At 60.7% G+C, this 13,368-nt stretch carries 8 protein-coding genes; 7 read left to right on the plus strand and 1 reads right to left on the minus strand.

What is annotated here, in order from left to right:
* Positions 1-226: 226 nt before the first annotated feature.
* Positions 227-802 (minus strand): TIGR01841 family phasin, encoded by a 576-nt coding sequence (gene phaP / locus IGW03_RS29135; RefSeq protein WP_194726003.1) that lies wholly within the window; start codon positions 800-802, stop codon positions 227-229.
* Positions 803-1,046: 244 nt separating this feature from the next.
* Here phaP and IGW03_RS29140 point away from each other — a divergent pair, with 244 nt between their 5' ends.
* The 7 genes from IGW03_RS29140 to IGW03_RS29170 all read left to right on the plus strand — a co-directional run bounded on the left by IGW03_RS29140 (position 1,047) and on the right by IGW03_RS29170 (position 13,310).
* A complete protein-coding gene (locus IGW03_RS29140; RefSeq protein ID WP_194726004.1) occupies positions 1,047-1,973 on the plus strand; it encodes a histone deacetylase family protein in 927 nt (308 codons plus the stop codon).
* 47 nt (positions 1,974-2,020) lie between these two features.
* A complete protein-coding gene (locus IGW03_RS29145) occupies positions 2,021-2,878 on the plus strand; it encodes a DMT family transporter (protein ID WP_438943684.1) in 858 nt (285 codons plus the stop codon).
* A gap of 104 nt (positions 2,879-2,982) precedes the next feature.
* Entirely contained in the window at positions 2,983-3,444 is a 462-nt protein-coding gene (locus IGW03_RS29150) for an acyl-CoA thioesterase (RefSeq protein WP_194726006.1), read from the plus strand.
* A 217-nt stretch (positions 3,445-3,661) separates the two neighbouring features.
* The gene (gene pbpG, locus IGW03_RS29155; RefSeq protein ID WP_194726007.1) at positions 3,662-4,798 is read left to right on the plus strand and encodes a D-alanyl-D-alanine endopeptidase; all 1,137 of its coding nucleotides are present in this window, start codon (positions 3,662-3,664) and stop codon (positions 4,796-4,798) included.
* Positions 4,799-5,104: 306 nt separating this feature from the next.
* A complete protein-coding gene (locus IGW03_RS29160) occupies positions 5,105-6,418 on the plus strand; it encodes an ATP-binding response regulator (RefSeq protein ID WP_194726008.1) in 1,314 nt (437 codons plus the stop codon).
* 303 nt (positions 6,419-6,721) lie between these two features.
* A complete protein-coding gene (locus IGW03_RS29165; RefSeq protein ID WP_194726009.1) occupies positions 6,722-12,457 on the plus strand; it encodes a hybrid sensor histidine kinase/response regulator in 5,736 nt (1,911 codons plus the stop codon).
* Between the two features lie 25 nt (positions 12,458-12,482).
* On the plus strand, positions 12,483-13,310 hold the full coding sequence (locus IGW03_RS29170; protein ID WP_194726010.1) for a CheR family methyltransferase: 828 nt from the start codon (positions 12,483-12,485) through the stop codon (positions 13,308-13,310).
* The last annotated feature ends 58 nt before the right edge of the window (positions 13,311-13,368 follow it).

Consider the following 13,368-nt stretch of genomic DNA (forward strand, 5'->3'; position numbering starts at 1 on the left):
AATCAAACTGTACCGCATAGTCCTCAAGTGGGCCCGGTGCAACTGGACAGGGTCGACGAGCAGTCATGGCAGCAGACCTCCTGCTCCCAGCATAGCCGCTCAATAATCCACTTTCAACAAAGTACCGCTAGGTCATGTAGGTCAGGCTAAAACGCATAATAAAAAAGAAAGCCCCGGAAACCGGGGCTTTTTCGTTGGCGGCTGGTGCGCCGTGTTTCTCGTCGTCTTACTTCTTCGCAGCGCGGGCGGTCGCCTTGGCTGCAGCCGCTGCCGGCTGGGCGAACTGGGTGACAGCCTGGTTCAGGTTGGTTTCGATCGTGTCGGCAGCCTGCTTGGCAGTCTTGTTGAACTGCTCATAGCCGGCGTTGGCGTTGCCGATGGCGGACTTGAACAGGGCGATGGCGTTTTCCGAGCCGGCCGGTGCATTTTTTGTCACTTCATCGATCAGTTCCAGCAGCTTGCGGCTGTTTTCCGCGATCTGCGCTTCGGCGGCCTTGCTGAACTCTGCCTGGACGCTGGAAGCGATGCTTGCCAGCTGGCGACCGTAGGCGATGGCCTTCTCGGCGTTGGGCTGGGTCTGGGCTGTAGCGACGCTCAGCCATTCCTGCGGGTCCTTGACGGTCAGCAGCTGCTTGACTGCGTTGCCGGAATCTTCGAGCGAAGACTTCACGGTGGCCAGGTTCAGGTCCACGACCTTTTCCAGGCTTTCGAAGGTCTTGCTGGTCAGGGTGGACAGGACGGCGAGCTGGGCTTCGACGCTGGCTTTGGAGGCTGCAGAGAATTGCTCGGGAATTGCAAACATGATGATCTCCTGGAAAGAGGTGCTTCGTTTGAAGAAAGAGACGCACCCGGATTTCATTTTTGTGCGTCGCAACAATTCGCATTTTATGGATTTTTTTTGGCGAGTCAACAATTTTTGTTGCGAAGCACAAAATTCGGAAATTCGCTTGAAAATCAATTGCATCGGAGAACGGTCGGGTTCTGCCAAGAGGTCCGGGACGCGGATGTTAAACTCGACGACTTTCCTTCAAGTGCACACGCCCCCGGTGAAAGCCTTTTACAGCGATCATTTCGTCCTGCCACTGCCGCAGGGACACCGTTTCCCCATGCAGAAATACCGGATGCTGCGCGACGGCGTGGCGGCTGAGCTTCCTCGGGTCAGTTTCGAGGAAGCGCCGTATACGACGGACGGCGTGCTGGCACTGGCGCATCATCCGCTTTACATAGAACGCGTCTCGCACGGGCTCCTCTCGGACAAGGAACAAAAGGCGATCGGCTTTCCCTGGACACCGCAGATGGTGGAGCGCTCGCGCCGCTCTTCCGGCGCCACCATCTCCGCCTGCCGCGCCGCCTTCGATTCCGGCGTCGCCGTCAATCTGGCCGGGGGCACCCATCATGCCTATGCCGATCACGGGGAAGGATTCTGCATCTTCAACGATGCCGCAATCGCAGCCCGCCTCATGCAGGCCGAGCGCCGCGCCCGGCGCGTGGCCGTCATCGACCTCGACGTCCACCAGGGCAACGGCACGGCCGCCATCCTGGCCAATGATGATTCGGTGTTCACGTTCTCGGTCCACGGCCAAAACAACTATCCGTTTGCCAAGGAGACAAGCGATCTCGACATAGCCTTGCCGGACGGCGTGGAAGATGATGAATATCTCGCCAGCCTGAAGGAGGGGCTGGACACGCTGTTTTCCCGTTTCGCGCCGGACCTGCTGATCTATCTCGCCGGCGCCGATCCGCATGAAGGCGACCGGCTCGGCAAGATGAAGCTCACGCTAGCCGGACTTGCGGCGCGCGACCGCATGGTCTTCGACCGCGCGCGGGAGCGGGGCCTGCCGGTGGCGGTCGCCATGGCAGGAGGCTACGGCAAGAATATACAAGACACGGTAGCGGTGCACCTGCAGACTATCGCGATCGCTTCCACTTATGCCGGCACCGCCGGCCTTGAACAGACCGCATCCGCCGAATGAAAGCTCTTACTCCACCCACTTCCGTGGCTTCGGGCAGCAACAGCCCCATGCTCTCCGCCATGCCTTTCGTCTTCGTGCTGATCTGGAGCACCGGCTTCATCGTCGCCAAGTTCGGCCTGCCGTATGCCCAGCCGCTGAGTTTCCTGCTGCTGCGGTTTTTCGGCGTGCTGATCGTCCTGCTGCCGCTGGTGCTGCTGATGCGCGCGCCCTGGCCGGTCGGACGCATGCGCCATATCGCCGTTGCCGGCGTGCTGGTGCAGGCCGGTTACCTCGGAGGCGTATGGTGCGCGATCAAGGTCGGCATGCCGGCGGGACTGTCGGCGCTGATCGTCGGCATGCAGCCCATCCTGACGGCGTTTGCCGCGCCGCTGATCGGCGAATCGGTACGCAGGCAGCAGTGGGTCGGGCTGGGTTTCGGCATTGCCGGCGTGGGCTTGGTCGTGGCCAACAAGATATCGCTGATCGGCCTTTCCTGGGAAAGCATTGCCCTGTGCATCTTCGCACTGCTGTCGATCACCGTCGGGACGCTCTACCAGAAGCGCTATTGCCCCAATTTCGATCTGCGTACCGGCACCATCATCCAGTTCTCCGCTTCCATCGTGGCGGTGCTGCCGTTCGCGATCCTGTTCGAGCACCTTGACCCCGGATTCTCCACGGTGCAGTGGACGCCCCAGTTCGTCGGTGCGCTGCTCTGGTCGATTCTTGCGCTCTCCATCGGCGCCATCTTCCTGCTGTTTGCGTTGATCCGGAAAAGCGCGGCGACGCAGGTGACCAGCCTGCTGTACCTGACGCCGCCGACGACGGCCGTGATGGCCTGGATCATGTTCGGGGAAGCCTTCAGCATGATCGGCATGCTTGGAATGCTGCTCGCGGTGATCGGCGTCGCCCTCGTCGTCAAGAAGTAAAACCTCCCGAGACGCGGGGCGGTGATTGGGATACACTCCGCTCCACGTTGAAAATGACCAGGCCTGGCCGGGATCGGTCGGGCAAAGACAGGGAGACGCAGTTGATGGATCAGAACAGCAAGCCTGAGAAAACAAGCCGCTTGACCAGAAAGGATTTCAGGCATTTTCTGCCGATTACCACCCGCTGGATGGACAACGACGCCTACGGTCATGTGAACAATGTCGTGTACTACAGCTGGTTCGACACCGTGGTGAACCAGTTTTTGATCAACAACGGCGCGCTGGATATCGAGCACAGCCCGGTCATTGGTCTGGTCATCGAGACGCAATGCAATTATTTTGCGTCGGTCGCCTTTCCCGAAGAAATCTCGGCCGGACTGAGGGTCAGCAGACTGGGGAATTCCAGCGTGCGCTATGAGGTGGGAATATTCAGAGCGAACGAAGACCAGGCTGCAGCCCAAGGTCATTTCGTCCATGTCTACGTAGACCGCACAAGCCGCAAGCCGACTCCCCTGCCTGACCGGCTCCGGTCGCTGCTGCAGACGATCCTGCACGCCGAGGAATAAAAAAGTTGTAATGATGCAACATGCGAGGGAGATATGACGCATCAAGTAAATTGTTCTTAAGAAACTATATTTCCATTGGTCAAGATTGCGAATCGTCAAATCCGAGTGAGAAACTCGTTTAACACGTTGCGCTAAGGCCTTAATTCCCTTGCTGATTTTCACTATTTTGCTAGGCTGCAAGCTATAATTGCGACTTGCAGAATCAGGGAGAGGGGCGATGGTTAAGTCCGCGCTGGGTATCGTTATTTCATTATTCGCTTTTGCCGTTGCGAGCCCCGCAGTGCATGCGCAGGGTTCGGCCGCCGCGAAATCCGGCAAAAAGCAGGTTGTCAAGAAACAGGTGGCCAAGAAGCCGGTAGCGAAAACCGCTTCCGCCAAGGTCAAGACATCCGTCGAGCGCCGTTCAGGCAAGAAGGTCGTCCAAGCCACTGCCGTGCGTTCTGCCGTGGCCGTCAAGGCGAAGCCGAATTCCGGCTACCAGCGGGTGGCATTCAGTCCTTCGCCCAACCCGGCAGCCGCAGCGGTGCCCCCCGTCATGACAGCCGGTGACATGGCAGGATTGAACCTGACCCATGATCCGCTTTCCCTCAAATCCAATGCTGCGGTCGTCATCGACCAGAGAACGTCCCAGGTCCTGTTCGAGAAAAACGCCGCCGTGCCCCTGCCGATCGCATCGCTCACCAAGCTGATGACAGCCATGATCGTGGTCGAGTCCCGGCAGAACATGGACGAGGTCCTTGAAGTCACGACCGACGATATCGATCGCGAAAAGAACAGCACCTCCCGTCTGCGCGTAGGCTCCCACATGAGCCGGGCCAACATGCTGCACATTGCGTTGATGAGCTCGGAGAACCGTGCCGCTTCCGCCCTCGGACGCAATTACCCGGGTGGCTTGCCGGCCTTCGTAGCCGCCATGAATGCAAAGGCCAAGGCCCTCGGCATGATGGACACCCGCTATGTCGATTCGACCGGCCTGTCCAGCCATAACGTTGCAAGCGCGCGTGACCTGGCCAGGCTGGTCGTTGCTGCCTACCAGTACCCCGTCATTCGGGATTACTCCACCGATGAGAACTACGCAGTCGATACCGGTAACGGGCATCAGCTGCAGTACATGAATTCCAATCGCCTGGTCAAGAACCCGGGCTGGGATATCGGTCTTCAGAAAACCGGCTATATCTCCGAAGCAGGCCGATGCCTGCTGATGCAGAGCCGCATCGACGGCCGCCCGGTCGTGATGGTATTCCTGGACTCGAAAGGCAAGGATTCACGGCTCGCCGACGCCGGCCGGGTCCGCAAATGGCTGGAGTCCACCAAGCCGCAAACTCTGGTGCAGGTGCAGGCGGCGGCGCGCTGAAGCCAATACTTCCCGTGATCAACACTTGATATAGAGCAATAACGGCTGCCGGGACCGGGCAGCCGTTTTCATTTATCTATGTTACATTGGGGTTTCTTGGAACCAGCATATTTCTCAAATGAAATCAATGCGTTGCGGAATATGAGGTGCATCCGGTTCCGGGGATGAGAAGTCTGCAGTTTTGTTTAACCCAGACGAAGGACGGCCAGACATGTCGCGCAGGCCGGGGAAATTCCGTTTCGGGATAGCCCTGATGACGCGGAAATTTCATGAGCCTTCCTCGTTCATAGATGCGTCCTGATACCGGTGTTTACTCCTAAGGTCTTACTAGTCAACGACGATTCCGCAAGCCTGCTGGCCCTGGCCAGCCTGCTGACCGACCGTGACAACTACGAAGTCATCACGGCACGCTCGGGCGAGGAAGCGTTGCGGAAGGTGTTGACCCACGATTTTGCCGTTATCCTGCTCGACGTCAGCATGCCCAGCATGGATGGCTTCGAAACCGCGGAGGCGATTCACTCCCATCCGCGCTCGGCCGCAGTGCCGATCATTTTCGTCACCGCCCATTACGCGGACGAGATGAACCGCTTGAAAGGTTATCAGCGCGGCGCGGTCGATTATCTGTTTACTCCGATCATTCCCCAAATCCTGCAATCCAAGGTTGCCGTCTTCGTCGAGCTGGCCAAGAAGAATCTGCAGCTGCAGCACCAGAAGAAGGAGCTTGAAAAGCTCAATGAAGACCTGCAGGAGCAGCGCAAGCAGGATTTGCAGCACATCAGCGAGCGGCGCCAGGCCGAAGAAGCGCTGCGCCAGTCGCAGGAAGAGCTGCGTCAGCTGGCCAGCTACCAGGAACGCATCAAGGAAGACGAGCGCAAGCGGATCGCCCGCGAGATTCATGACGAGCTCGGCCAGAACCTGCTCGCCCTGCGCATCGACATCGCCATGCTGCATGCGCGCACCGGCGCGACGCATCCCAAGCTGAACAAGAAGGTGCATGGCGTGCTCGATCATATCGACAGCACGATGAAAGCCATGCGGGCCATCATCAACAACCTCCGGCCGACGGTTCTTGACCTCGGCCTGAATGCTGCCATCGAATGGCAGGTCAAGGAATTCCAGCGGCGCACCGGCATCGCCTGCGAACTGATCATGCCGCCTACGGAACTGGTCATGGATGACGGCCGAGCCACTGCGCTTTTCCGCATCGTTCAGGAGTCGCTGAACAATGTGTTCCGGCATGCGCGCGCGACCAAGGCGAATATTGAACTGTCGCTGAGCGCCACCCAGCTGCAGATGAAGATTTCCGACAATGGCGTCGGCATTTTCCCGGGATGCAGGCGCAAGGCCAATTCCTTCGGCCTGGTCGGCATCAAGGAGCGCGTCAGCACCCTGGGCGGCGAATTCGAGATTCAGACCGGCCAGGATATCGGCACCACTCTCAGCATTTCCATACCGCTCGACGACGCAATCGGAATGGCCAGCGACGGCGCTGACGGCAGCCTGCCCACAGTGCTGTTCGACCGGCGCGCCAGCGATGCGCTCGACCTGAAAATCGGCCGCAAGCGGGCGCCCGCAGCGCGCCGCAAGAAGGAATCGGACAACCTCAACGAACTGACCTGACAAGCGCCTCTCACTGCCTTCCTATGGCGCTTGATATTAATCAATGGTTGGTCGCCTAATACCGTCAGCTATCCATCCGCGAATTGCTTGACGGCACTCTTTCGCCCAAAATACGTTATTCCTTTCTTCATAGAAAGCATCCAGGCTGCCCGTATGTCAGCCTGGAGATGCTATGCCCGCTTGCGCCGCAAGGATAAGATGATTATCCGGATGCCGGCCGCGGAGTGCGGAGAGGAACTGCGGCTGCCCTCGACGGCAGCATGCGTGCGATAACGGATTTTGATCAGGAGTGGGAGATCGTTGATGGACACCAGGACCAAGTTGACCGATGAACTGGATGCCAAGCTGTTGCTGGGCGTCCTGACCGCGCTGAAAAAGGGGGATTTCTCCACGCGCATGCCGTCGGACCTGACCGGCTTGGCAGGCAAGATCGCGGATACATTGAATGACATCATGGAGACCAACGAGCAGCTGACGCGGGAGATCACCGAAGTCAGCCGCGTGGTCGGACGCGAAGGCCGTCTCACGCAGCGCGCAACGCTCCCCAGCGTCGCCGGCGGCTGGGCCACCATCGTCAAATCCGTCAATACCCTGATCGACGACCTCGTGCATCCGACGACCGAGATGGCTCGCGTCATCGGCGCGGTGGCGAAGGGCGACCTTTCCCAGACCATGGCGCTCGATGTCGACGGACGGCCTCTCAAGGGACAATTCCTGCGCGCCGCTTCCACCGCGAATACGATGGTGGACCAGTTGTCTTCGTTCGCATCGGAAGTGACGCGGGTGGCGCGGGAAGTGGGTACCGAAGGCAAGCTGGGCGGCCAGGCGAACGTGCCCGGTGTGGCCGGGACATGGAAAGACTTGACCGACTCGGTGAACTCCATGGCGGGCAACCTGACGTCCCAGGTGCGTAACATCGCCGACGTGACGACGGCGGTAGCCAACGGCGACTTGTCCAAGAAGATTACCGTGGACGTGCGCGGCGAGATCCTGCAGCTCAAGGACACGATCAACACCATGGTGGACCAGCTGCGCTCCTTCGCATCCGAGGTGACCCGTGTGGCGCGGGAAGTGGGTACCGAAGGCAAGCTGGGCGGACAGGCTTACGTGCCAGGCGTGGGCGGTACCTGGAAGGACTTGACCGACAACGTGAACTTCATGGCCTCGAACCTGACCGGCCAGGTACGTAACATCGCGGAAGTGACGACGGCGGTGGCGAACGGCGACTTGTCCAAGAAGATCACCGTGGACGTCAAGGGCGAGATCCTGGAACTGAAAGACACCATCAACGTGATGGTGGACCAGCTGTCCTCGTTCGCATCCGAGGTGACGCGGGTGGCGCGCGAGGTGGGTACCGAAGGCAAGCTGGGCGGCCAGGCCAGGGTGGCGGGCGTGGCCGGCACCTGGAAGGACTTGACCGACTCGGTGAACTCGATGGCAGGCAACCTGACCGCGCAGGTGCGTAACATTGCCGACGTGACGACTGCTGTGGCGAACGGTGACTTGTCGAAGAAAATCACGGTGGACGTGAAGGGCGAGATTCTGGAACTCAAGAACACCATCAACGTGATGGTGGACCAGCTGAATTCCTTCGCGTCCGAAGTGACGCGGGTGGCGCGGGAAGTGGGTACCGAAGGCAAGCTCGGCGGCCAGGCAAACGTGCCCGGCGTGGCCGGTACCTGGAAGGACTTGACCGACTCGGTAAACTCCATGGCGGGCAACCTGACGTCCCAGGTGCGCAACATCGCCGACGTGACGACGGCGGTAGCGAACGGTGACCTGTCCAAGAAAATTACCGTGGATGTGCGCGGTGAGATTTTCGAATTGAAGAACACCATCAACGTCATGGTGGACCAGCTGAACTCCTTCGCGTCGGAAGTGACGCGGGTGGCGCGTGAAGTGGGTACTGAAGGCAAGCTGGGCGGACAGGCTCAGGTGAAGGGCGTGGGCGGCACCTGGAAGGACTTGACCGACAACGTGAACTTCATGGCCTCCAACCTGACCGGTCAGGTGCGAAACATCGCGGAAGTGACGACGGCGGTGGCGCGCGGCGACCTGTCCAAGAAGATTACGGTGGACGTCAAGGGCGAGATTCTCGAACTCAAGAACACCATCAACGTGATGGTGGACCAGTTGTCTTCGTTTGCATCCGAAGTCACCCGAGTGGCGCGAGAGGTGGGTACCGAAGGCAAGCTGGGCGGCCAGGCGAACGTGCCCGGTGTGGCCGGTACCTGGAAGGACTTGACCGACTCGGTGAACTCCATGGCGGGCAACCTGACGTCCCAGGTGCGTAACATCGCCGACGTGACGACTGCGGTAGCGAACGGCGACTTGTCCAAGAAGATTACCGTGGACGTGCGCGGCGAGATCTTGCAGCTCAAGGACACGATCAACACCATGGTGGACCAGCTGCGGTCCTTCGCATCCGAGGTGACCCGTGTGGCGCGTGAAGTGGGCACCGAAGGCCGTCTCGGCGGCCAGGCGAACGTTCCCGGCGCGTCCGGCACCTGGAAGGACTTGACCGACAACGTGAACTTCATGGCCTCGAACCTGACCGGCCAGGTACGTAACATCGCGGAAGTGACCACGGCGGTGGCGCGCGGTGACTTGTCCAAGAAGATCACCGTGGACGTCAAGGGCGAGATCCTGGAGCTGAAGAACACCATCAACGTCATGGTGGACCAGTTGTCCTCGTTCGCATCCGAGGTGACGCGGGTGGCGCGCGAGGTGGGTACCGAAGGCAAGCTGGGCGGCCAGGCTCAGGTCGAAGGCGCGGCGGGCACCTGGAAGGATCTGACCGATAACGTGAACTTCATGGCGGCGAACCTGACCGCGCAGGTGCGGGGTATTGCCGGCGTGGTGACCGCGGTCGCGAACGGCGATCTGAAAAAGAAACTGACCGTGGCGGCGCGCGGCGAGATCGCGGCGCTGGCCAACACGATTAACGAAATGACCGACACGCTCGCGGTGTTTGCCGATCAGGCCACCACCGTGGCCCGCGAGGTGGGCGTGGAGGGCAAGCTCGGCGGCCAGGCTTCGGTGCCGGGCGCGGCAGGTACCTGGAAGGACTTGACCGAAAACCTCAACCAGATGGCGGCAACGCTGACCACGCAGGTGCGTGCGATTGCGGAAGTGGCGACCGCCGTGACGCGCGGTGACTTGTCCCGTTCCATTCAGGTGGAAACGCGCGGAGAGGTGGCGGACCTCAAGGACAACATCAACGAGATGATCCGCAACCTGAAAGAAACCACGCAGAAGAATGCACAGCAGGACTGGCTCAAGACCAACCTGGCGCGCTTCACGCGCCTGCTGCAGGGCCAGCGCGACCTGACCGCGGTGACAACGCTGATCCTGTCCGAACTGGCACCGCTGGTGACGGCGCACCATGGCGTGTTCTACATGATGGATTCGCAGGACCAGGATGCCCGCCTGCGCATGATCGCCAGCTACGGCTACCGTTCCAACCGCAAGCTGCCGACCTCCTTCCTGCCGGGCGAAGGCCTGGTGGGGCAGTGCGCGCTGGAAAAGCAGCGCATCTGGCTGACCAACGTGCCGCGCGATTACATCCAGGTGTCATCCGGCCTGGGTGCGGCGCCGCCGACCAACATCGTCGTGCTGCCCATCCTGTTCGAACAGCAGGTCAAGGCCGTCATCGAGATCGCATCGCTGGACCGCTTCACCGAAACTCATCTCTGGTTCCTTGATCAGCTGATGGAATCGATCGGTGTGGTGCTCAATACGATCGAGGCGAATAGCCGTACTGAATCGCTGCTGACCCAGTCGCAGTCGCTGGCCCAGGAGCTGCAGCAGACCAACCTCGAACTGGCGGAAAAGGCGCGCCTGCTGTCCGAGCAGAACATCGAGGTCGAACGCAAGAACCGCGAAGTGGAACAGGCGAAGCTCGCGCTCGAGGAAAAGGCAACCCAGCTCGCCCTGTCTTCCAAGTACAAGTCCGAGTTCCTTGCCAACATGTCGCATGAGCTGCGCACACCGCTCAACAGCCTGCTCATTCTCGCCCAGCAGCTCTCCGACAACCCGGACGGCAACCTCAGCCCGCGCCAGGTGGAGTTCGCCAAGACCATTTACGGTTCCGGCAGCGACCTGCTGACGCTCATCAACGATATTCTGGACCTGTCGAAGATCGAGTCCGGAACGGTCACGCTGGAACTCAGCGAATACCGTTTCCGCACGCTGTCCGGCTATGTGGAGCGCACCTTCCGCCACATGGCCGAAGCCAAGCAGCTCAACTTCTCGGTCGACCTGGCGGACGACCTGCCGGTGGCAATGATGACCGATACCACCCGCCTGCAGCAGATCCTGAAGAACCTGCTCTCGAACGCCTTCAAGTTCACCTCGCATGGACAGGTATCCCTGCGCATCGGCCGCGTGCTCTCGGGCTGGACGCCGGATCATCCCAACCTGAACCAGGCCGATGCAGTGCTGGCCTTCTCGGTTACCGATACCGGCGTCGGCATTGCTTCCGACAAGCTGCAGCTGATCTTCGAAGCCTTCCAGCAGGCCGACGGCAGTACCGCCCGCCGCTACGGCGGAACCGGCCTCGGCCTGTCCATCAGCCGGGAACTTGCCCGCCTGCTCGGCGGCGAAATTCGCGTGGAAAGCGTGGTCGGCGTCGGCAGTACCTTCACCCTGTTCCTGCCGTACAACCGTTCCGGATTCATCAGCCAGGAGACGCTGCAGTCCACATCGTCGATGGGCATGCTGCGCGGCGACATGGTCTACCTGAATTCCGACATCAGCGAGATCAGCGATGTGGAGGAACTGCATCCGTCGCAGCTCGGTACCGATGCGCCCTCATTGCCCTATGAAAGCACCACCTCCGACGACCGCGCGCTGATCGCGCCCGGCGATCCATCCGTACTGATCGTGGAAGACGATGCCCGCTTCGCCGGAATCCTGCTCGATTACGCACGCGAGAAGAATTTCAAGGGCATCGTCACGCACCAGGGTGATTCCGCGCTGACCCTGGCGCGCGACTACCTGCCGGCGGCCATCCTGCTTGACATCGACCTGCCGGACATCGACGGCTTCACCGTGCTCGAACGCCTCAAGCGAGACCCGGGCACGCGCCATATCCCGGTTCATGTCATGACCAACCTGAAGGAGCGCGAGCGGGTGCTGCGCCAGGGCGCGATCTCCTACCTGCACAAGCCGGTCAGCCGCGAGCGCCTGCAGGAGGAATTCACCCGCATCCAGCAGTTCCTCATCCGCGGCAAGCGCAGCCTGCTGGTGGTGGAAGACGACCCGATGCAGCGCAGCATGATCGTCGACCTCATCGGTGCCAACGACGTGCATATCGTCGCGGTCAGCTCCGGCAAGGAAGCGCTGGACGCGCTGCATGCGAGCCAGTTCGACTGCATGGTGCTCGACCTGTCGCTGCCCGATATCAACGGCATGGAACTGCTGGACCGGATCGGCGACGATGCCAGCCTGCGCAACCTGCCGGTGGTGATCTATACCGCAAAGGAACTGAACCGCAAGGAAGTGACGCACCTGAAACGCATCGCCAAGACCATCGTGGTCAAGGACGCGCGCTCGCCCGAGCGCCTGCTCGATGAAACGGCGCTGTTCCTGCATCGCTCGCCGACCAGCCTGCCGGAGACGCAGCGCCGGATGCTTGAGGATATCCACCAGGCCGACGGCGGACTGATAGGCCGCAAGGTGCTGATCGTCGATGACGACCTGCGCAACATCTTCGCCCTCAGTTCGGTGCTGGAGCGGCAGCAGATGAAGGTACTGTTTGCGGAAAACGGCAAGGACGGCATCGAAGTGCTGGAGAAGGACCCGACCATCGAAATCGTGCTAATGGACATCATGATGCCGGAAATGGACGGATACGACACCATGCGCGCCATCCGAGCCATTCCGCGCTTCAAGTCACTGCCCATCATCACGCTGACGGCAAAGGCCATGAAAGGCGACCGCGACAAGTGCCTGGCGGCGGGCGCTTCCGATTACATCACCAAGCCGGTGGACGTGGCGCAGCTGCTGTCGCTGATGCGCGTCTGGCTGCATCAATAGGATGGGATGACGCTTGGAACCGTCCATGCCCATTGCCGGGATCGTTGAAGACCTGGAAATCGACCTTCTGCTGGAAGGCGTTTTCCGGTATTTCGGGCATGACTTCCGCGGCTACCAGCGCGAAGCGGTCAGGAAGAGGCTGCTCGCGCTGATGCAGAACCGCAAGTTGCGCACGGTTTCGGCCCTGCAGGAGCAGGTGCTGCATGACCCGGCCGCCGGTGCCGCCTTGCTGCGGGCGCTCAGCCTGCGCCCCGGCGCGCTGTTCGACGATCCAGTCTACTTTCGGCTGCTGCGGCAGACCATGGTGCCCTGGCTTCGCTCCTTTCCGTCGCCGCGCATCTGGCTGGCCGAATGCGCGACCGCGGAAGAAGTCTATGGCATGGCGATCCTGCTCTCGGAGGAAAAGCTGCTCGATCGCACCCAGATCTTCGCAACCGCGGAAAACGAAGCCTTGCTGGCGGAAGCCAGCGAGGGCGGTTTCGCCTGCGAACGGTTCGAAAGCTATGAGCGCAATTACCGCGAAAGCGGCGGCAGGGCAGACCTGGGCGCCTACTGCGCGAGGGAAGGGGAGCGCGCCGTCTTCAGCGAGCAGCTGCGCAGCAACATCGTCTGGGCGCAGTACAGCCTGGCGACCGATGCATCATTCAATGAATTCCAGACCATCATTTGCCGCCGCGCGATGCCGGACTTCGGCGCCTATCTGAAGCGGCGCACCCTGCAGCTGTTTTATGAAAGCATGCCGGTGTTCGGCATACTCAGCGTCGATCAGGGAGATGGCCTCGACGCGGCGCCGTTCGTGTCGCGCTACAAGCCGATTTCAAGCGAACTCGGCGTTTACCGGCGCGTTGCATGACACCCGAGGGGAGCGGGCGTACCCGCGTCCCCGCCTTTTGCGCCCGGAACTGCGATTT

The sequence above is a fragment of the Noviherbaspirillum malthae genome (assembly GCF_015352985.1).
Lineage (GTDB): Bacteria > Pseudomonadota > Gammaproteobacteria > Burkholderiales > Burkholderiaceae_D > Noviherbaspirillum > Noviherbaspirillum malthae.

Excerpts from the sequence above, each read along its gene's own strand:
- IGW03_RS29170 (WP_194726010.1), top strand. The coding sequence starts at position 12,483 with ATGCCCATTGCCGGGATCGTTGAAGACCTGGAAATCGACCTTCTGCTG.
- phaP (WP_194726003.1), bottom strand. The coding sequence starts at position 802 with ATGTTTGCAATTCCCGAGCAATTCTCTGCAGCCTCCAAAGCCAGCGTC.
- IGW03_RS29145 (WP_438943684.1), top strand. The coding sequence starts at position 2,021 with ATGCTCTCCGCCATGCCTTTCGTCTTCGTGCTGATCTGGAGCACCGGC.
- IGW03_RS29150 (WP_194726006.1), top strand. The coding sequence starts at position 2,983 with ATGGATCAGAACAGCAAGCCTGAGAAAACAAGCCGCTTGACCAGAAAG.
- pbpG (WP_194726007.1), top strand. The coding sequence starts at position 3,662 with ATGGTTAAGTCCGCGCTGGGTATCGTTATTTCATTATTCGCTTTTGCC.
- IGW03_RS29165 (WP_194726009.1), top strand. The coding sequence starts at position 6,722 with ATGGACACCAGGACCAAGTTGACCGATGAACTGGATGCCAAGCTGTTG.